Source organism: Deltaproteobacteria bacterium, assembly GCA_016933965.1.
GTDB lineage: Bacteria > Desulfobacterota > Syntrophia > Syntrophales > UBA2210 > JAFGTS01.
This window is the reverse complement of record JAFGTS010000022.1, coordinates 131,484-151,011: the sequence shown is the minus strand read 5'-3', so window position 1 is coordinate 151,011 and position 19,528 is coordinate 131,484. Positions and strand designations below refer to the sequence as shown.

Here is a 19,528-nt window from a genome sequence, read left to right as displayed (position 1 = left end):
TCAGGTAACGGAGAGGAGGAAACACGATGTCCCTGATAAAGTATGAAAAAAAGGATAAGATCGCCTATATTTCCTATAACCGTCCTGAAAAGATGAACTCACTGAGTCCTGAGATGTTGAATGAATTGGCTCACGTGTGGCTTGATTTCAGGGATGATGAAAATCTGTGGGTTGCCGTATTGAGTGGTGAGGGCAAGGCCTTTTGCACCGGTGCCGATTTTGCTGGCTTTGGTGCTTTTGATTCTTACCCGCTCCTGAAGGATCCGGTACCTCCGACACCTGTGAACACATCACCGGCACTGCTCGGCAGCCCTAATCGGTATGGCATTACGAAACCCGTGATAGGGGCCATTCATCGCTATGCATTAGGGGGCGGTATGTGGTTGGCCCTTGAGACGGATATCAGGATCGCGACCGAGGACGCTGTGTTCGGCATGCCGGAACCCAAGTTCGGTAATGCGACCAAGATCGCTCTTCCCTTGCTGTATCATGTATCTCCGGCAATCGCTCATGAAATTCTGTACCTGGGGGACCGGATGACGGCTCAGCGTGCCTATGAGGTCGGTTTGATAAACAAGGTCGTGTCTGATCGCGAAGAAGCGCTTTCCGCTGCAACGGAGGTAGCGGAAAGAATATGTCAGAACGGGCCCTTGGCTGTTCGCACGATGAAAGAAGCCATTATGCGATGGAGAAACTGGATATTTCAGGGTCAGTATTCTTTTATGGAATATATCTGCGATGCGTCATGGGATAGTGAAGATTTTGAAGAGGGGCGAAAAGCCTTTTTAGAAAAACGGAAACCGGTGTGGAAGGGGAAATAGCCACAGTCGGTTCAGACATGTTCCTTATGATCTATAACACGAATGCAGGAGGCAATAATGGGAAACGAGACATTAATTGGGCCTGAGGCCAAAAAGATGATCGGTGCTGAAACGCCGCTGGGAGGGCCGCTCGAAATAGAGAAAGGCGCTTTGTTAAAACTCGCCCGGGCAATCGAGGATACCAGTCCGCTTTACACGGATGAGGAGTTCGCAAAGAAGAGTAAACACGGCAAACTGCTAGCGCCCGTTACCTTCTTTGATTACAACGTACCTTCGGGTGACGAAAGGGAGATAACGTGGAAGATCCCCCTGCCGGTCAAGAATCGAGTGCGGGGCAAGGACGAGATCGAATTGCTCCATCCCATCTATGTGGGAGATACGATCCGTGCAAAAAGCACGGTGATCGATGTTTATGAAAAGGAAGGCAAGAACGCGAAGATGGTTTTCGTCGTTGCCGTGACCGAGTACATAAACCAGGACGGTATAGTAGTTATGAGGCATCAGATAACGAGTATCAGGCGATAGCGCATGGGGAGAAAAGAAAATGAAGGTATCACAAATATATTACGAAGATGTTCAGGAAGGCATGGAGCTTCCGACGATCAGTTATGGGCCGATCACGACTGAAATGATGGTTCGATTTGCGGCCGCCCGTAACAATTTTCATCCGATCCATTATGATAAGGATGTCGCGAGAGCAGAGGGTCATCCTGATGTTCTGGTACAGGGACCATTAAAACTGGCGCTTTTTGACAGGCTGATGAGGGAATGGATCGGAGAACACGGGACGCTCAAAAAGGTCAGCGCCTCATACAGGGCGATCGATGTACCTGGGAATACGCTCCATATCAAAGGGAAAGTCACTGCAAAGAACATTGAGGAAGAGCAGGGTACTGTATATTGTGAACTGTGGGCGGAGAATCAAAAGGAAATCGTGACCACAAAAGGGAATGCCGTGGTTGTTCTTCCCCTCAGATCTGCCGGCGTTTAACCGATATGAAAATTACGAAGGTAATGATGAAAAGGATACCCATAGTAACAAGTGTTCTTCTGGTGCTTGTGAGCATGTTGTGCCTCTCTCCGGGGAAGGTTATGGCAACCGAAGAGGTTATAACGTTAAAAATCGCACATCAATGGCCGCAGAATCCGGAAGACCCCCTGATCGCAACGGCGCTTAAATTTACGAATGAAGTCACGAAGAGAACCAATGGAACGATACAATTCAAATTTTACCCGGCGGAATCTCTTGTGAAGGCCAAGTCAGCTTTTCAGGCACTTCAGAAGGGGGTGATCGACATGAGCATCCTTCCTTACATCTATGCCGCCGGGATCGTTCCGCAGCTGAACTTCTCACAATGGATCTGTGTCTTTGAAAGTCATGATGCCTATTTCGCGTGGCGCACCAGCAAGGGATATGAATTTTTGGAGAGCAAGGTAAACAAGGCGGGAGTGAAGACCCTCGTGTGGCTGCACTATTCGGTCGGTTTGGCCAGCAATGGGAAGCATGTTGCAACCCCCGCGGATGCACTGGGCATGAGATTCAGGGCGAACAGCAGATACGCGGAAATGCTTTTTAAGGAAGCGGGAGCAGGGATAACTCCCATGGTTTCCGCTGAGATCTATAAGTCGGCGGAAAGAAAGATGCTCGATGCAGTGATCACCTCGTCCGTATCAATGTCTGCCTATCGTCTGTATGAAGTGTTCGACCATTACCTGTCACAGCCAGGCTTTTCAATTAATTACGGCATGGAGCCGATCTGTATCAGCATGAAAACCTGGAACGAAAAGCTGAACAATGAACAACGAAACATGTTTCTGGAGGTAGCAAAGGAATGCGAGGTGTTCGGACTCGAGCGGGTGAAAGCATATGATAAAAAGGTAGCGGAAGTGTTCAGGCAGGCAGGTTGCGCTGTTCGAGTCATGACGAAAGAAGAGTTCAATGAATGGAAAACCCTTGCCGAGAGATCGGTATGGCCGGTGAAACGAAAGGAGGTTCCCGACGGAGAATATTTTTATACCGATGTGTTTTCTGATCAAAAATTCCAATAAGTACCAAGGAGGAGAACAAAATGAAAAAAGTAGGGATCGTATTATGTGCTTTCATGATGGCAGTGAGCTTGATCCTGGTGACACAGGGTACAACCGTTGCTGCCGAAGAGGTCGTAACGCTGAAAGTGGCGCATCAGTGGCCGCAGAATCCGGAAGACCCCCTGATCGCAACGACCCTCAAGTTTACCGACGAAATAACAAAAAGAACCAATGGGGCGGTTCAATTTAAGTTTTACCCGGCACAGTCTCTCGTAAAAGCGAAATCGGCGTTTCAAGCCATGCAAAAAGGCGTGGTTGACGTGAGCATCCTTCCTTACATCTATGCTGCCGGGATCGTTCCGCAGTTGAACTTTTCTCAGTGGGTCTGTGCCTTTGAAAGTCATGATGCCTATTTTGCGTGGCGTAAGAGCAAGGGATATGAGCTGCTTGAGAGCAAGGTGAATGACGCGGGAGTGAAGACACTCGTATGGCTGCACTATTCGGTCGGTTTGGCCAGTAATGGGAAATATATTGCAACGCCGGCCGATGCCAAGGGAGTCAAGGTGCGGGCGAATGGTCGATATCCTGAAATGTTGTTTGCGTCTGCTGACGCCGGAATAACTCCCATGGTGTCTGCCGAGATATATACGGCAGCCCAGAGGGGCATGCTCGAAGCGGTGGTAACGTCCTCACCATCCATGGCCGGGTATAAACTGTATGAAGTCTTCGACCACTACCTGAGTCCCCTCGGTCCCTGTATCGATTATGGTATGGAGCCGATCTGCATCAGTATGAAGACCTGGAATGAGAAGTTGAACGATGCGCAGCGAAAGATATTTCTTGAAGTGGCAGCTGAATGTGAAGTTTCAGGCCTTGAACTCCTGAAAGCGTATGATGAAAAAGTGACCAAGATGTTCAAAGATGCCGGCTGTAATGTTCGGGAAATGACGCAAGAGGAATTTGGACAGTGGCGAAAACTTGCAGAAAAAGCCGTATGGCCGGTGAAGCGAGATGAGGTTCCAGACGGAAATTTCTTCTATAAGGATGCATTTCCGGAACTAACGTTCTAAACGCGCAGAACGGGGGTGAAAAATCGTGCTTCATAGTGGATGGGTAAAGTTCTCCAGGGTTGTGAATGGAATAAGTGAGTTGTTCGGGAGCATCAGCGGGTTGCTGATCATGTTCATGGCCGTGAGTACAACATATGATGTCTGCCTGCGGTATTTTTTTAACAAGCCATCAATATGGGTGGTGGAGGTTTCGGAATTCATGCTGGCCGCCACTGCATGTTTGGGAGCTTGCTATACCTTGAAACAAAGACGGCATGTTGCGGTCGATCTGCTGATCGACCGCATCCCCCCGAAACCCAGGAGGTATTTGGGAATTGGTACCTCGTTCATTTCATTTCTTACCTGTGTCGTGCTCAGCATTTTGTCTTTTGATCTATGGTATGAAGCCTTTACCACCGGGGAACGAACGTGGACGACACTGAGAGCACCACTCGGGTTCCTCTATTTGTATTTTTTTATTGGTATGCTGGTTCTCACATTTCAGTACGTGGTTAATATAGGAGATGACATCAGTAATTTGAAAGATCATAGAGAATAGATCACAAGCAGATCAAAAAGGAGATGTTTTGGAACCCATTTCTATAGCAATCAGTTTGTTTGCGGTTTTACTTGGTATAATTTTACTGGGTGTGCCGATCGCTTTTGCACTCATCGCGACGTCGCTGGGAGGTATTTATTTCTTTCTTGGCGTAGACGGGCTCGCGATTGCGGCCATAACGGTATGGGATGCCATCACACCGTTTGTGCTTATTTGTGTACCGTTATATCTGCTCCTGGGGACCATATTTTCAGGCAGCGGATTGGCGGAGAGATTGTATGACGGTGTTTTCAAGTGGAGTGCGCGGCTTCCCGGAAGCCTGGCAGTTGCAACGACTGTTTCCTGCGGTATATTCAGTGCAATTTCCGGGTCAAGTGTTGCAACGGCAGCGATTTTTTCAAAAGTGTCCGTGCCTTCGATGATCAAGAAAGGTTATAAGCAAAGCCTTGCAGCCGGTTCGGTCGCTGTGGGCGGCACGCTGGGCATACTGATCCCTCCAAGCATTCCCCTGATCCTATACGGTGTTATCGTTGAAGAGTCCATCGGTGAATTGTTCATAGCGGGCGTGATACCGGGTATCATGCTCGTAGTGATGTTTTCGATCTATGAGGTGTTTGCGGCACTGAGAGACAAGACAATGGGTGAGAAGGAAACGTTCTCATGGAAGGAAAAATTGCAGGCAATAAGAGGAATGATCCCGTTTGTTTCCGTCATGATCATAGTGATCGGTTCCATCTATGGAGGAATTGCAACTCCAACCGAAGCTGCTGCGATCAGTGTGGTATTCAGCCTGATCATTGCCATGGGTATTTACCGGAGTCTTAATTTGCGGGGATTGTACAAGGCGGTGAAGGATGCTGTTGCAACCAGTGCAATGATCCTGTTCATTATTGTGGGGGCCATGCTCTTTGGATATCTGCTCACGGCGACGTATATCCCGCAGACCATAACCGAACACGTTGCGTCACTGGAAATATCAAGATGGTGGATATTGATAATGATAAACATTCTTTTGTTGTTCCTGGGAATGTTTCTTGAGGTTGTTTCAATTATTCTCATTACAGCGCCTATTATCGTCCCGATCATCATAGCATTGGGTTGGAACCCCATCTGGTTCGGCATAATTATGACAATAAATATGGAAATGGCCTTGATCACCCCCCCGGTCGGGTTGAATCTATACGTGATCAGGGATGCTTTGCCGCAAGTCCCGTTCATGGAAATTTTAAAAGGTTCATTGCCCTTTATTGTTCTTCTCGCAATTCAGCTCATATTGGTTGCGCTTTTTCAGGATATTGCCCTCTGGCTTCCCTCACACATGGGGCATTGAAACCGCACACGAATTTTTACGAAAATGATTAAACAATAACAAAACCAAAAAGAACTAACAGCGACAGTTTCCGATGATGTATTCGATAACATTCCCGGAAAATGGAGTTCCAAAAATCAAAACTTCAATGTGGGAGATGAAAGATGATACTCAGATCAATGCTGTATGTTCCAGGAAATAACTTGAAGCTCATCAATAAAGCATTAGGCTTGTCGATGGATGCTGTCATCCTGGACCTTGAGGACGCCGTTCCACTGCCGGCAAAGGAAGAGGCCAGAAACATCATTAAACAACACGTCGGGAGTTTTAAAGAGGCTGGTCTATCAGTGTTCGTGAGGGTCAACTCGGTCGGTACGGGTCTTACAAATGAAGACCTGAACGTGATCGTTGGTAAAGGAGTAGACGGGATCGTTCTGGCGAAAACGGAAACCGATGAAGATATTACCAGTGTTGATGCGATGCTTAATAAGTATGAGACCCGCTCAGGTATGAAAGTCGGCAGTATTAAGATCGCGCCACTTATTGAATCGGCTCGTGGCGTGATGAATGTATATTCCGTGGTGAAGTCAAATGCGCGGATCGATGCTGTGGCTTTCGGTGCCGGTGATTACTTACGGGATCTTGGTTTGGACATTGCGTCTGTTTCAATGGAACAGGGTGAACTTCTCTATGCCCGCTCGCAGATCGTAAATTCCTGCAAAGCTGTCGGTGCTAATCCGATCGATACGCCGTATCTTCTTTCGCTCAAAGATACCGAACGATTCATGAATGAGGTATCCATTGCGTCCAGACTCGGATTTGGCGGAAAACAATGTATCCATCCCGACCAGATAGCGCCGGTAAATCAGGCATTCTCACCGTCGGAGGAAAAGGTTGCATACTCTATGCGCCTTGTCGAAGCATTTGAGGAAGCGGAGAAACAGGGACTGGGTGCTGTTTCATTTGAAGGAAAGATGATAGATCGCATGAGCTATATGCAGGCGAAGCAACTTCTTGCGAAACAAAAGGAGATATCAGAAAGAGAAAAACACAGGTAGAAGTAGGGGAAGAGTATGTTTCCAGAGACAACAATTATGACAATTCCGCATTCCGTGCTCAAAGAGCGCATAACAAAGGTTGAAAAGAAACTGATCCAGCAGGGTTTGAAATTTCTTGTTGTGTACTCTACGGGAAGCGGCCTGGGGCCTGCCAGTCATACCCATGGGTACTTACGATATCTCCTTGATTGGGACTCACGGTATGCAGCTTCAGTTCTTGTCTTAAAGGTTGGAAGTGAACCCATTCTCCTGGTTCCGAATCCTCCTTCTCAGCTCTTTGCCAAGGAAACCATGTGGTTCAAGGATATCCGGCTGGTTTCGCAAGGAAAGTTCGGACATGAAACAGCTGCTATCCTGAGGCCTCTCGTATCCGAGAATGAAAAGATCGGATATATCGGCCGAGTTGAAACACCGGTACCCGTTTATGACGCGCTATCCCAATGTTTGACTGGCGTAACGTGGGTGCAGGCAGATCATATAATCGATGAATTGCGAATGATTAAGGACAGTCTTGCGATTGCCTTCCATAACCGTGCGGCTGAAATATGCGATGCCATGTTTCAGACCTTTACGCGGGAGGTGCGCAGTGGCAAGATGGCCTACCAGCTTCAAGCCGACATAGAGCATACAGCCAGGTACGAGGGTTGCGAACATGCCTCCACGTTTCTCGCTGTAGGTCCCGTGGCAGACCGCGCACGTCGTATAAGAAGGGAATGTGTCCGTGTTCCTCAACCTGGAGACCAAATCCTGCTCGCAGTTTTCTTGATGTATGAAGGCCACTGGGGACATGCGGTACGAACGGGTACCATCGGGCAGCCGAGCCAGGAACAACAACGAGCATTTGATATTGCCTTCGAGATGGAAGAGGCAGCATTAGAATGTATGAAACCGGGTGTAAATCTTGATGAGGTATGGAAAGCCTCGGCGAGGGCGTTGAAAGGACATTACCCGAACGTAAAAGACCTCAAATCATGGTACTGGTTCAAAACCGGCCACGGCATGGGGCTTGACTATTCCGAACCTGTTGTATCAGACGTTTTTCGCTATCCATACCAGTTAGATGAAGGAAGTACCGTTGAAGGTGCTTCGGGACCATCAATTCAAATTGAACCGGGGATGCTCTTTGAACTTCATCCCAACGTGTTCATACCGAATGAGGCTACCGGCGCTATCGGTGATATGATCTTAGTAACGGAAAGCGGCTATGATATATTGAACAAGTTCCCTCGCGAATTGATCATATGGTGAGAGTAAAACAAAAGAGTCAAGTCTGCCTGTGACCCATGTGGCCGGTTACCACCCGCAATATTCCATGAACGGATAACGGCAAAGGTGCAACGTCATGAGAAGGAAGTGCAGGGTGTCTTTGTTGGTGTGGAAAGCACTGTCACTTTGATGTGTTTTCAGTCGAGATCGACGGAGGTCTTGCACTTGTTACAGCGTTTGGCTCCGCGGAAGAGATGATTCCCGCATGTGGGGCACACATAACGGGCCTCTTCGTCATGTGCCCATTTTTCCGTTCCCTGTTCCCGCCAGTAAGGAATCGCCCGCAGGATGACCTTCTTTCCAACGGGAATGGGGAACGTATCAATGTAATTGCAGGGGAACTCCGCGCACTGATGACAGCCTTCATATCCCTTTTCCGCCACACAGTTTCGGATGGTGCAGTATGAACAGAAGATCGACTTCCTGTCGGAGAGGCATCCCTCACACTCGACATCCCGTATGGTGCACTGGTCCAGACCGGACATGCTCCGCTGGTACATGTCGAGAAGGAGTTCCTTGAAGCGCGTGTTGTTGTCCTTTGTGGCTATATATACGCCACAGACCCCGCAGTACAGCCCACAGGGAGCGAGAAGGTCTTTGTTGATATCCATATCCTGTGTTCCTCCCCATTCGACCAGCCCGAATGTTTGTACCACATGTTACGGCGGAATTCCGCCATTTTTTATTTCTGAAATAAGGTTTGTAAAATGATCTTTGAAGGCATCCTCAGAGTATCGGTCAACGTAGCGAGTCGTTATTCCATTATCCGTAAAACCGCATTTCTTTTGACTTGCAATGCATTCCCGGTCACTTTACGGTTGCACGGCGCTTCTTCTCATGGTACCCTCCGTGCATTCCACATTCAAAAGATACTGAACAACGGGCTTCGGATACTCTTTCTGCGCTGATATACTTTGTCAATTTAAAAAATCTGCCCCTTTTCTCCTCTTACGAGGGATGTCTCACCGTTTCACTGCTTCACGAATTACAGTTGAATCACCGGTTTCAGAATTGAAAAAATTCATGTGCCGCCTGATGGCGCATGAAAAAATATGTTCTGGAAAAGTTATATCGTAACCGGCGGTGTGGGCTCGACCCATGCCGGTCATGAATCAACTCAAAGGAGGGAAGTGCCATGAAACTGGAGGAGTATATCTGGGACTACCGGGATCCCTATGCCTGGATGGAGAAGACCAGGACGGGATTACCGCCGCTGATCATTTCCTGTGCGATCACGGGCGGGGTTCACGGGAAGGAATACAATGAAAATCTTCCTGAGACACCCGAGGAACAGGCGGAACAGACCTACGAGGCATACAAGGCGGGGGCGAGCATTGTGCACGTCCATGCGAGGAATCCGGACACCTGGTGGCTGACGTCGAGCCGGTCCGAAGATTACCTGAAGATAAACGCCCTCATACGCGCCAAATGCCCCGACATCATCATCAACAACACGACGGGCGGCGGTCCCGAACTGACCATCGAGCAGCGCATGGCGAGCATCTACGCGAACCCGGAGATGTGCTCGCTGAACCTGGGACCCTTTGTCCTGAAGGTACCCCTGCGCGAGAGAGCGGAGCCCCTGCTGCATCCGCGCCCCGCCCTGGTTTTTGACCGATGCATCCCGGCAAGCTATGGGGACATCGAGATGTACGCCAAGACCATGAAGGAAAAGGGGATCAAGCCGGAAATGGAACTGTACCATCCGGGCATGTTCTGGGTTTTTCAGGACCTGATGATGGAGGGATTGATCGATCCGCCCTATGACATCCAGTTCGTCATGGGATTTCAGACCGGCTCCTTTCCGACGCCGGCGAACCTGCTTTCACTTATCAGCGAACTGCCGCCGCAATCGGTGTTTTTCGTTATCGGCGTGGGCCATTACCAGGTTCCCCTGAATGTCATGTCCATCCTGCTGGGCGGTCACGTGCGGGTCGGGATGGAGGATAACGTGTACTACGCGCGGGGACGGAAGATGAAGAACAACGCCGAAGCCGTCGCCCGGATCGTCAGGATTGCGAAGGAGATGAACAGGGAGATCGCCACGCCGCAGCAGGCGCGGGAAATGCTGGGGATCTCGGCTGAGCCTTCACAATATTGAATGGTAACGGGGAACAAGATCCACCCGTAAAAAAAACAAGGAGACAGATAAACAAGGAGGTGGCCTATGCGAAGAGTTGCGATCACTCAGGTGGCACAGAGTCCGGGTGTCGAATCGAGGGACAACCTGATGGACTTCACGTACCGGGTGAACAAGGAGCTACTGGATCGGGCCGGGATGAAACGCGAGGAGGTGGACTGCGTCGTCATCGGATCATCGGATATTTTTCACAGCGGTTTTTCCTGTGCGAATTCCCTTGACTGGGATGGCGCCGGCGCCTTCATGATCGAAGGAACACGGGCAGAAGATTCCATGTTCGCCTTTATTTACGGGTGCATGCGGGTAATGTCCGGTTTCTTCGACACACTGCTCGTCACGGCGATCATCAAAGGATCGGAGAATCCGGACTATGATACGCTGACCGGTTTTTTCGCCGATCCGTTCTACCTGCGGCCCGTCGGCATGAACGAAACGGCGGCGGCGGCATTTCAGATGCGACAGTACATGGAGCGTTACGGCATTACGGAAGAACAGTGCGCTCGTGTCGTGGAGAAGAACCTGGGCAACGCTCTCTATAATCCCTACGCGCATGTCAAGAAGCGGGTCAGCGTCGACGATGTGCTTGCTTCCGAGGTGGTCTGCGACCCCCTCAGGGCACTGATGTGTGCGCCGAAGTCTGACGGCGTCGCCTCGGTGCTCCTGGCGTCGGAGAAAAGGGCGAAGAAACTCTGCGAAAAGCCTGTCTGGCTGTCGGGATACGGTTGTTCCATGGACCACTTCAATCCCGGTGACCGGGACCTGCTCAACGGGCAGTTGCCCGCGGCGGCTTCAAAGGCCTACAAGATGGCCGGGATCAAAAATCCCCGGAAAGAGATCGATGTTGCCGAGATCTGTGAGCCCTATGCGTTCCAGGAACTGCTCTGGTGCGAAAAACTCCGGTTCTGCGGAGAAGGCAAGGGCGGCAGGCTGATCGACAGCGGTCTTACCCGGATGGACGGCGCCCTTCCGGTCAATCCATCGGGTGGTGTCCTTGCGATGAACCCCTATGTGTCCAGGGGTCTGTACCGCATCATTGAAGCCACCCTGCAGATACGGGGAGATGCCGGTGAGCACCAGGTGGATAAGAAGGTGAAGAAGGCCCTGGCTCACGGGACGCATGGGTTTGCCGGTCAGTGCCATTCCGTGGCGATCCTGGAAGGTTAGGAGGTGAAGAGACATGGGAAGAGCTGTTGCGATTATCGGAACGGGACAGACGAAGCACGGGAGACGGAATGATGTGAGTTATCCCGAGCTGGTGAGGGAGGCTGTCGTGGCCGCCCTGAATGATGCCGGCATATCGCTGCGTGATATCGAAGGCGTCGTCTCGGGGACCATGCCGTCGATGATGGAGGGAGTCTCCGATACACATCTGTATTTTGCCGAGGCCCTGGGGTCCGTCGGGAAACCGGTCCTGAAGGCGGAGACCTGTGGCAGCACCGGCCAGTCGATCGCCCATTGCGGGTTCTACTGGGTGGCATCCGGCGCGGCGGATATCATCCTTGTCGTGGGTTCTGAGAAGATGTTCGAGGGTGACGGGCAGGCGACCATGACGACCGTGGCGGACCCGTGGTTCACCAAACCCTTCTCGGCCGGCGCCCCCATGGTGTTTACCATGCAGTCCATGGAATGGATATACCGGTTCGGCATTTCCGAAGAGAAGGCCCGGGATGCCGCCGCCCTCATATCGGTGAGCAATCATGACAATGCCCTGGAGAATCCGTACGCCCATATTCATATGAAGGTCACCCTCGACGAGGTGAAGAACGCGATGATCATCACCTATCCCGTTCGCCTGCTTGACGTGTGTCCCTCGTCCGACGGTGCCTGCGCTATCATTTACGCTTCAGAGGAGAAGGCCAGGAAGATCTGCAAGAAGCCGGCATGGATCAAGGGATTGGGATTCAGGGGCGAGGAATTCTTTTATGGAGAGAGCAATAAGTCGATCTGGCCCAGTGCCACGGAAGCGGCCAAGGAAGCATATCGACAGGCAGGGATCCGTGATCCGCTGAAGGAACTGGATGTCGCTGAAGTGTACAATCCGTTCACCTACCAGGAAATGATATTCTATGAATGTTTCGGTTTCTGCCCTCGTGGAGAGGCCCCCGACTATGTGCTGAAGGGGACATTCCTGAAAGACGGGCAGCTCCCCTGTGACCCCTCGGGAGGAACGCTCTGCACCAACCCCATCGGGGCCACCGGTCTCATCAGGCTCGCCGAGGCGGCGCTTCAGGTCACCGGCAAGGCCGGTGAACGCCAGATCGAGGGGGCACGTCTCGCCCTGTCCCATGCAATGGGCGGGATAGACCAGTTCAACGGCATTACGATAGTGGGGTCTGAGCTCTGATTCCTGAAAACATGACAGATGGAACCAAACGGCAGTGTTCCGTGGAGTGAGGAGGATCGGATAATGGCAAAGGAAAAACCGAAAGAAAAACCCAGGGAGATCAGAACCGAGGTGTTCGTGCCTTACGAGGTGGCTGTCGGTCCCACGTGGAGCACGTTTTTCGATTACCTGAAGGAAGAGCGGATAATGGGGACCCGGTGCAGCAAATGCAAACGGATCTTTGTGCCGCCCCGTACGTTCTGTCCCCGGTGCTTTGAAGAAATGGAAGAATGGGTCCAGGTCGCGGACGAGGGAACAATAGAAACATGGTCCTACGCGACGCTGAAATTCTACGCCCAGATACCTGAACCGCCCTTCATAACGGTTCAGGTACGCCTGGACGGATGTGATACCGGATTTCTCCATCGCATCGCCGGCTTTGACCTGAAGGACTTCGAGAAGGTGAACAGAAGGGTCAAGCTCGGAGGACGGGTCAAGGCGGTGTGGCGGAAAAAGAAGGAAGGAAACATCAACGATATAGATTATTTCAAACCGATAAAATGATCGTTTACGGGTATATCGGTTATCGATGACGAGAAGAGCGAAGAGAAGGAGGATCGACATATGCCGAAGGAATACCGAACAACTCCGAACAATGTCGCGTTGCCCTATCGGTGGGCTCTCGGAAAATACTGGACCGGATTCTTCGACGGATTGAGAAAGCGGAAGATACTGGGCACGAAGTGCAGAAAATGCGGCAAGGTGCTTGTGCCTGCGCGGGCGTTCTGCCCTTATTGTCTCGAAGATATGGATAAATGGGTGGAGGTTTCTCAGGTCGGTACCGTTCGATCATGGAACCTTGTCAGAAAGAGCTTCTACGGTCAGGTGAAGGAACCTCCCTATGCGATGGCATTGATCCGCCTTGACGGTGCCGATTGCGACCTTGTTCATTTCCTGGGGGGACTTCCGCTTTCCGACACGAAGAAAGTGGAGAAAAAGATCGGTATCGGAACGAAGGTCAAGGCGGTGTGGGCCCGAAAGAGAGAGGGTACGATCTACGATATAGCCTATTTCAAGCCGGTTTAGAGAAGCGATAGGGTCGGGTTTTTGTTGGCCTGTTACCTGAATCCCTTTTCCGTCGGCCCGAAACGTTTTTGATACATCTCGGGCCGGCGAATGAGGCTGTCACCGTTCACTGACAGAAGGGAGGTGCGTGTATGGAATCATATGCCGGGAACCATATCATGCGGCGCTTCGCCCTGGGGGATACCTTCAGGAGGAACGCGAAGCGGCTTACGAGCAAGACCGCATTGATCTTTCCCTCGCCGGGGGGTGAGGTGTTTCGCTACCGGTGGGATGAATTCAACAGGATCATCTGCCGGGTGGCCAATGGTCTGTTATCCCTGGGGATAACAAAAGGGGACAAGGTCTCCATTTACTCGCTCAACTGCCCGCAATTTCTCTTTCTGATCTACGGACTTTCCAAGATCGGCGCGTGCATCACGCCCGTGAACGTTACCTTCACCGACGACGAGGTCTTCTATGTCGTGACCGACTCGGGGGCGAAGATGCTCTTTGTCGAGGATACACTCATGGGGCGCGTGGCCAATGTCCTGCCGCGTCTTTCCGGTGTCCGGTTCGGCTTTATCGGGGTGACCGGTGCGGCACAGCGCCCGCCGGAGTGGGTCGACATGGCGGAGTTGATGAAGGATCACCCCGACGATGAACCTGAGATTGAGATAGATATCGATGATGTGGCGACCGTTACCTACACCAGCGGGACCGAGGCGCTGCCGAAAGGCGTCATGCTGACCCACGGTAACTATTTTGCCGCCGCTTCAGCCGTGCAGGCGGCACGGTATCTTGATGTCAGGGAAAGCGACACCGGCCTTCAGGCGCTGCCCCTGTTCTACACGGGAGGTATCGCCGTGGCGACCTTCGCCCTCATGCTGGGCGGAACGGTGGTACTTCTCTATATGCCTGATGCCGCCGGTATCGCCGACCTTATAAAGACGTATCAGGCCACCTACACGGTGCTCCCCCCGACGTTGTACACCCGTCTCCTCCAGGTGCCGGAGATAGAAACGGCAGCTCTATCATTGCGGAAATGCGTGTCCTTCGGTGCCACGATCCCGAAACAGATGATCGTGGACTGGAACAGGACCGCGCCCCATATCGAGTGGGCTTCGCTCTACGCGTCCAGTGAACTGACCGCGCTGGGAACGGCCGGCAATTTCAGGGACGTTGATGAGATCCCGGAGGGGAACATGAACTGGGTCGGCCGGCCGGCGCCCGCGCTGGAGATGAAGATCGTGGATATCAACAACAATGAGGTCCCCGCGGGCGAAGAGGGTGAAATGGTCTTCAGGGGCCCCGCCGTCCTGAAGGGATACTACCGGAACGATGAAAAGAACCGGGAGGTCTTCGCCGGCGGATGGTTTCATTCAGGCGATGTGGGGAGGATCAATGAAGAGGGAGAAGTATTCTTCGTGGACCGCCTGAAGGACATGGTCAAGAGCGGCGGAGAAAATATCCCCTCGGCGGGCATTGAATTCATCGTCAGTACCTATCCGAAGGTGGCGGAGTGCGCCGCTTTCGGCGTTCCCCATCCGGACTGGATGGAGGCCCTGACCGTGGCCGTCATTCCCCGGCCGGGAGAGACCATCACGGAAGATGAGCTTATAACCTACTGCAAGGAAAAGTTGCCCCGCTTCAAGGTCCCAAAATACGTACTGGTCGTTGAGGACTTTCCCCGGAACCCGACGGGAAAGATCCTGAAGAAGGAGTTACGGAAGAAGTACCATGATATTGCCACGAAGTAGAGCACGCGTTTCGTGAGGAGTTTCAGCACCGCTGCGGGTTGCCGTTTGCGATAGTGTCGATGACGAGGAGGATGAATGGAATGAACTTCGATTTCAGTGAAGAAGAACGATCGTTCAGGCGCGAGGTGGAGGAGTTTGCGAAGGCCGAGCTTCCCCCGGACTGGGACGAAAAGGCCCTTTACTGGCCGGCGGGTTACGGGACGCTCCCCGGGCTGGAGGAAGAGTTCAAGGAATTTCACGATGAGCTGCTTTTGAAACTGGGAAAGCGCGGGTGGCTGAGCATCGGTTGGCCCAGCGAGTACGGCGGCATGAACTCCATGGTAAAACATGCCATTCTCGATGACGTCATGAGCTACCACCGGGCGCCGCCGGGTGATGTGTCAACGGCGATCGGTGGCCCCACCATCGCCAAAGTCGCCTCTGATGAAATGAAACGGGAGTGGCTGCCGAGGATCGCCCGGGGCGAATTGCGCTTCTGGCTTGGTTACAGTGAACCCAACGCCGGTTCGGACCTTGCTTCCATAAAGACCCGTGCCGTCGATGACGGAGACGACTTTGTCGTCAACGGCCAGAAAATATGGAGCAGCGGCGCCCACATCGCCGATTACGCATGGCTGCTCGCGAAGACCGACCCGGGGGCGCCGAAATACCGGGGCGAGACGATCATGCTTGTCGACAATCGATCGCCGGGCATCACGATCCGTCCCCTCGAAAACATCTGCGGGATACATTCCTTCAATGAAGTGTTCTTCGATGACGTCAGGGTCCCCAAGAAGAACGTCGTCGGGAACGTGAACCAGGGTTTCTACTCCGTGATGCTTGCCCTCCAGTATGAGCGGCTGTTCGTCGGTGTTGGCGCGTTCAGGCGGATCCTCGATGAACTGGTGGCATACGTGAAGGAAACGAAGAGCAACGGGCGGCTTCTTGCCGATGATGCGCTGGTACGCAACAAGCTTGCCTCGATGGCCATAGAGATAGAGGTGGTATCCGGCTTTTACTGGCGCACGGCCTGGTTGATGGATCAGGGTACGATACCGGACCTCGAATCATCGATGCTGAAACTTTTCGGTACGGAGCTCAGCCGGACCCTGGCGGGTGTTGCCATGGAAATACTGGGACCCGCCGGGCAGTTGAAGCGGGGATCGAAATGGGCTCCCCTGCGAGGATTGGTGAACCTCGGATACATGGACTCCGTGTCCGGCCCCATCGGCGCGGGTACGTCCGAGGTGCAGCGGGGGATCATCGCAACCCGCGGGCTGGGACTGCCGAGAAAATGATCCCGGGAACGGCGATAGTGAAACCGGAGGTGACATGATGAATTTTGATTTGACGGAAGAACAGAAGCTGCTCAAGGAGTCGGCAAGGAATTTCCTGTCCAGGGAGTGCCCCCGGGACCTGGTGAGAACACTCGAAGAGGGGAAGGAATTCCCGCCGGAACTGTGGCGGAAAATGACGGACCTTGGATGGACGGGCCTGATCATCCCCGGCGAATACGGGGGAAGCGGTGGGTCCTTTCTGGACCTGGCGATCCTTTTTGAGGAGATCGGCTACCACATCTGTCCGGGCCCGCTCTTCACAACGGTCGTGCTGGGAGCGCTGCCGGTCATGGCCTGGGGTACCCCGGAACAGAAGGAGGATATACTGCCGAAGATCGCCGGGGGCGAGCGCATCATGACCCTGGCGGTTGATGAACCGGGCGCGTACCGCCGGGCATCTTCGATCACCGCGAAAGCCTCGACCGCGGGTGACGGGTTCGTCATCGACGGCACCAAGCTTTTCGTGCCCGACGCGGACCGGGCCGATCTCCTGCTGTGTGCGGCACGGACGGGCGCTGATGAAGAGGAAATCACCCTTTTTATCGTTGAAAAGGATGCACCGGGGATCACCATCACCCCCCTGCAAACCCTGGCGGGAGACCGGCAGTTCGAGGTCGTGTTCAACGGTGTCCCGGTCAAGAAGGAGCGCATCCTGGGCGAACCGGACCGGGCCTGGCCGATCATCGAAGACATCCACCGGAAAGCGACGGTCATTCTCTGTGCCGAGATGATCGGCGGCGCTCAGGCGGTCATGGACATGAGCCTCGAATACGCGCGGGAACGGACCCAGTTCAACCGTCCCATCGGGAGTTTTCAGGCGATCCAGCACCATTTTGCCAACATGCTGGCCGATATAAGCGGCTCCCGGTACCTTTTCCTGAAAGCGGCCTGGAAGATCAGCGAGGGCAGGGACGCCTCCATGGACGCCGCGATGGCGAAAGCGCGCGTGGGCGAGGCCTACCGGCGCGTGACGATCCTCGGCCATCAGATATTCGGGGGTATCGGGTTTACGAAAGAACATGACATGTACCTCTATCACGAGCGCTCCATGACGGGCGACCTGAAGTTCGGCGGCGCCGATCTTCATCGTGCTCGCGTGGCGGAGGAACTGGGGCTTTGAGGGGGCAACTGCAGGCGTTCCTTATGTGAAGCGGAGAATATTACGTAATATGCGGAAAAGGAGGGAACCATGAATGATCAGGAAAAACTGCAACTGAATCTGATGCGCCGACAGGCGGTGGGGGATTTTTTAAAAAGAACAGCGAAGCGGTCGCCGCAGCGACAGGTTTTCATGTTCCGGGATAAACGATTCACCTACGCGGAATATAATGCGATCGTCAACCGTACCGTTCATGCGCTGCACGAGCTGGGACTTCGAAAAGGGGACGCCCTTGCGATCATGTCCCAGAATTGCTTGCAGATGGCGACGCTCATGTGGGCCTGTTTCAAGTCCGGCATCTGGTATGCGCCGGTCAATTACCTTCTCCGGGGGGGAGAGATCGTCTACCAGATCAATCACTGTGAGGCGAAGGCGTTCTTTGTCGAGACCGCCTTTCTCGAGCCGGTCCAGGCAGTGGCGGGAGAGCTGAAGACGGTGGAAAAGTTCGGGCTCATCAATCTCGCGGGCGTTGATATTCCCGATGGGTGGATGGATGTGGACGAACTTTTTGCGGAGCACTATCCCGATGATGAACCGGACATGATCATTGAGAATGAAGACCCGGCGTCCATAATTTATACCAGTGGAACGACGGCTGCCCCGAAGGGAGGGCTTATCACGAACAGCAACTACTTCTCCCAGACGGCCAATTTTCTCACCACCTCCGGTGCGTGGATCGAGGAGAGCGACATCTTTCTGATGAACATTCCGCTTTTTCACATCGGCGCTTCTTCCATATTCGTGGCCGCCGCCAAGGCGGGTGCCCTCTGTATCGCCACCTACGGGATCGATCCCGTGGAATCGATGGAGCTGATCCAGAAGGAAAAGGTCACGGGTCTTGTGTGGCCGCCGACCCTGTACACGGGATTGCTGGGAATGCCCCTGGACCAGTATGACCTGACGTCACTCCGGAAGTGTGTATGGTTCGGCGGAAATATGCCGCTCGATGCACTGAAGCGTTGGACGGAACTGTGTCCCAATGCCATATTCGGTGGTCACTGGAGCCAGACGGAGATCAACATTACCGGAACCTTCTTCTGGATGAGAGATAAAAAAATGCCCTCTTCAGGGAACATTATCGGGAAACCCTGCCTGGACACGGAAATACGGATCGTCGACTACCAGGACCAGGAAGTGCCGCAGGGCGATATCGGCGAGATCGTTCTTCGGTCACCCTCGGTCATGTCGGGGTACTACAAGGATGAGGAAAAAACGGCGGAAACCTTCAGGAACGGATGGCATCATACCGGTGACGTCGGCTATCTGGGCGAAGACGGCAACTACTATTTCGTCGACCGCGTAAAGGACATGGTCAAAACAGGGGGAGAGAACGTTTCATGTCTTGAGGTGGAGGAAGTGCTCAACTCGCACCCCGGCGTGCAGGTCAGCGCCGTCTTCGGCGTACATCATCCGTACTGGATAGAGGGGGTGACGGCCGTGGTCATTCCCGCGTCGCCGGATCTGACGGAAGAGGAACTCATGGAATATTCGCTGAAGCACCTGGCGAAGTACAAGATCCCCAAGAAGTTCATCCTCATCGGGGCCGCCGACCTTCCCGTCAGCCCGACGGGAAAGATACTCAGAAAGGTGTTGCGGGTCACCTATAAAGACATTTATAAGGACGCAAAGGGGAAATAGACCGCTTTCGTGCACATACACTGTGTCCCGTTCCAGTTCA

The 19,528-nt window shown here is 52.9% G+C and carries 19 protein-coding genes; 18 read left to right on the top strand and 1 reads right to left on the bottom strand.

The annotated features are described in order from the left end of the window. Nucleotides 1–26: 26 nt before the first annotated feature. The 9 genes from JXO48_05435 to JXO48_05395 all read left to right on the top strand — a co-directional run bounded on the left by JXO48_05435 (nt 27) and on the right by JXO48_05395 (nt 8,072). The gene (locus JXO48_05435) at nt 27–821 is read left to right on the top strand and encodes an enoyl-CoA hydratase/isomerase family protein (GenBank protein MBN2283314.1); all 795 of its coding nucleotides are present in this window, start codon (nt 27–29) and stop codon (nt 819–821) included. Between the two features lie 57 nt (nt 822–878). Next, the gene (locus JXO48_05430; GenBank protein ID MBN2283313.1) at nt 879–1,346 is read left to right on the top strand and encodes a MaoC family dehydratase N-terminal domain-containing protein; all 468 of its coding nucleotides are present in this window, start codon (nt 879–881) and stop codon (nt 1,344–1,346) included. A gap of 19 nt (nt 1,347–1,365) precedes the next feature. After that, a complete protein-coding gene (locus tag JXO48_05425) occupies nt 1,366–1,812 on the top strand; it encodes an acyl dehydratase (protein ID MBN2283312.1) in 447 nt (148 codons plus the stop codon). Nucleotides 1,813–1,913: 101 nt separating this feature from the next. Then, nucleotides 1,914–2,870 (top strand): TRAP transporter substrate-binding protein DctP, encoded by a 957-nt coding sequence (gene dctP, locus JXO48_05420; protein MBN2283311.1) that lies wholly within the window; start codon nt 1,914–1,916, stop codon nt 2,868–2,870. Nucleotides 2,871–2,890: 20 nt separating this feature from the next. After that, nucleotides 2,891–3,919 (top strand): TRAP transporter substrate-binding protein DctP, encoded by a 1,029-nt coding sequence (gene dctP / locus JXO48_05415; GenBank protein ID MBN2283310.1) that lies wholly within the window; start codon nt 2,891–2,893, stop codon nt 3,917–3,919. Nucleotides 3,920–3,944: 25 nt separating this feature from the next. Further along, nucleotides 3,945–4,457 carry a TRAP transporter small permease gene (locus tag JXO48_05410; protein MBN2283309.1) on the top strand — a complete coding sequence of 171 codons (513 nt, stop codon included), beginning with the start codon at nt 3,945–3,947 and terminating at the stop codon, nt 4,455–4,457. Nucleotides 4,458–4,485: 28 nt separating this feature from the next. Further along, on the top strand, nt 4,486–5,787 hold the full coding sequence (locus tag JXO48_05405) for a TRAP transporter large permease subunit (GenBank protein MBN2283308.1): 1,302 nt from the start codon (nt 4,486–4,488) through the stop codon (nt 5,785–5,787). Between the two features lie 143 nt (nt 5,788–5,930). Further along, on the top strand, nt 5,931–6,824 hold the full coding sequence (locus tag JXO48_05400) for a CoA ester lyase (GenBank protein MBN2283307.1): 894 nt from the start codon (nt 5,931–5,933) through the stop codon (nt 6,822–6,824). Nucleotides 6,825–6,839: 15 nt separating this feature from the next. Further along, complete coding sequence (locus JXO48_05395) at nt 6,840–8,072, top strand: aminopeptidase P family protein (GenBank protein ID MBN2283306.1); 1,233 nt, start codon at nt 6,840–6,842, stop codon at nt 8,070–8,072. A gap of 155 nt (nt 8,073–8,227) precedes the next feature. Here JXO48_05395 and JXO48_05390 read toward each other — a convergent pair whose 3' ends face one another. Further along, entirely contained in the window at nt 8,228–8,701 is a 474-nt protein-coding gene (locus JXO48_05390) for a DUF3795 domain-containing protein (protein ID MBN2283305.1), read from the bottom strand. A gap of 524 nt (nt 8,702–9,225) precedes the next feature. Between JXO48_05390 and JXO48_05385 the strand changes: the two genes are divergently transcribed. From JXO48_05385 to JXO48_05345, 9 genes are all read left to right on the top strand, one after another. Continuing rightward, entirely contained in the window at nt 9,226–10,191 is a 966-nt protein-coding gene (locus tag JXO48_05385) for a 3-keto-5-aminohexanoate cleavage protein (GenBank protein ID MBN2283304.1), read from the top strand. A gap of 66 nt (nt 10,192–10,257) precedes the next feature. Then, complete coding sequence (locus tag JXO48_05380) at nt 10,258–11,394, top strand: thiolase family protein (protein ID MBN2283303.1); 1,137 nt, start codon at nt 10,258–10,260, stop codon at nt 11,392–11,394. 13 nt (nt 11,395–11,407) lie between these two features. Further along, the gene (locus JXO48_05375) at nt 11,408–12,574 is read left to right on the top strand and encodes a hypothetical protein (GenBank protein ID MBN2283302.1); all 1,167 of its coding nucleotides are present in this window, start codon (nt 11,408–11,410) and stop codon (nt 12,572–12,574) included. A 63-nt stretch (nt 12,575–12,637) separates the two neighbouring features. After that, nucleotides 12,638–13,117 carry a Zn-ribbon domain-containing OB-fold protein gene (locus JXO48_05370; protein ID MBN2283301.1) on the top strand — a complete coding sequence of 160 codons (480 nt, stop codon included), beginning with the start codon at nt 12,638–12,640 and terminating at the stop codon, nt 13,115–13,117. Between the two features lie 60 nt (nt 13,118–13,177). After that, nucleotides 13,178–13,639: a Zn-ribbon domain-containing OB-fold protein gene (locus JXO48_05365; GenBank protein MBN2283300.1), complete on the top strand. Its 462-nt coding sequence runs from the start codon at nt 13,178–13,180 to the stop codon at nt 13,637–13,639. Nucleotides 13,640–13,770: 131 nt separating this feature from the next. Continuing rightward, the gene (locus JXO48_05360; protein ID MBN2283299.1) at nt 13,771–15,375 is read left to right on the top strand and encodes an AMP-binding protein; all 1,605 of its coding nucleotides are present in this window, start codon (nt 13,771–13,773) and stop codon (nt 15,373–15,375) included. Nucleotides 15,376–15,455: 80 nt separating this feature from the next. Continuing rightward, nucleotides 15,456–16,652, top strand: a complete 1,197-nt coding sequence (locus JXO48_05355) for an acyl-CoA dehydrogenase family protein (protein MBN2283298.1) — start codon at nt 15,456–15,458, stop codon at nt 16,650–16,652. 34 nt (nt 16,653–16,686) lie between these two features. After that, nucleotides 16,687–17,811 carry an acyl-CoA/acyl-ACP dehydrogenase gene (locus tag JXO48_05350; GenBank protein ID MBN2283297.1) on the top strand — a complete coding sequence of 375 codons (1,125 nt, stop codon included), beginning with the start codon at nt 16,687–16,689 and terminating at the stop codon, nt 17,809–17,811. A 69-nt stretch (nt 17,812–17,880) separates the two neighbouring features. Next, nucleotides 17,881–19,488, top strand: coding sequence for an AMP-binding protein (locus tag JXO48_05345; GenBank protein ID MBN2283296.1), 1,608 nt, complete (start codon nt 17,881–17,883; stop codon nt 19,486–19,488). Nucleotides 19,489–19,528: the final 40 nt, after the last annotated feature.

Bases quoted from the DNA above. Each gene is read 5' to 3' on its own strand.
- JXO48_05435 (MBN2283314.1), top strand. From the start codon at position 27: ATGTCCCTGATAAAGTATGAAAAAAAGGATAAGATCGCCTATATTTCC.
- JXO48_05430 (MBN2283313.1), top strand. From the start codon at position 879: ATGGGAAACGAGACATTAATTGGGCCTGAGGCCAAAAAGATGATCGGT.
- JXO48_05425 (MBN2283312.1), top strand. From the start codon at position 1,366: ATGAAGGTATCACAAATATATTACGAAGATGTTCAGGAAGGCATGGAG.
- dctP (MBN2283311.1), top strand. From the start codon at position 1,914: ATGGCAACCGAAGAGGTTATAACGTTAAAAATCGCACATCAATGGCCG.
- dctP (MBN2283310.1), top strand. From the start codon at position 2,891: ATGAAAAAAGTAGGGATCGTATTATGTGCTTTCATGATGGCAGTGAGC.
- JXO48_05400 (MBN2283307.1), top strand. From the start codon at position 5,931: ATGATACTCAGATCAATGCTGTATGTTCCAGGAAATAACTTGAAGCTC.
- JXO48_05395 (MBN2283306.1), top strand. From the start codon at position 6,840: ATGTTTCCAGAGACAACAATTATGACAATTCCGCATTCCGTGCTCAAA.
- JXO48_05390 (MBN2283305.1), bottom strand. From the start codon at position 8,701: ATGGATATCAACAAAGACCTTCTCGCTCCCTGTGGGCTGTACTGCGGG.
- JXO48_05385 (MBN2283304.1), top strand. From the start codon at position 9,226: ATGAAACTGGAGGAGTATATCTGGGACTACCGGGATCCCTATGCCTGG.
- JXO48_05380 (MBN2283303.1), top strand. From the start codon at position 10,258: ATGCGAAGAGTTGCGATCACTCAGGTGGCACAGAGTCCGGGTGTCGAA.
- JXO48_05375 (MBN2283302.1), top strand. From the start codon at position 11,408: ATGGGAAGAGCTGTTGCGATTATCGGAACGGGACAGACGAAGCACGGG.
- JXO48_05370 (MBN2283301.1), top strand. From the start codon at position 12,638: ATGGCAAAGGAAAAACCGAAAGAAAAACCCAGGGAGATCAGAACCGAG.
- JXO48_05365 (MBN2283300.1), top strand. From the start codon at position 13,178: ATGCCGAAGGAATACCGAACAACTCCGAACAATGTCGCGTTGCCCTAT.
- JXO48_05360 (MBN2283299.1), top strand. From the start codon at position 13,771: ATGGAATCATATGCCGGGAACCATATCATGCGGCGCTTCGCCCTGGGG.
- JXO48_05355 (MBN2283298.1), top strand. From the start codon at position 15,456: ATGAACTTCGATTTCAGTGAAGAAGAACGATCGTTCAGGCGCGAGGTG.
- JXO48_05350 (MBN2283297.1), top strand. From the start codon at position 16,687: ATGATGAATTTTGATTTGACGGAAGAACAGAAGCTGCTCAAGGAGTCG.
- JXO48_05345 (MBN2283296.1), top strand. From the start codon at position 17,881: ATGAATGATCAGGAAAAACTGCAACTGAATCTGATGCGCCGACAGGCG.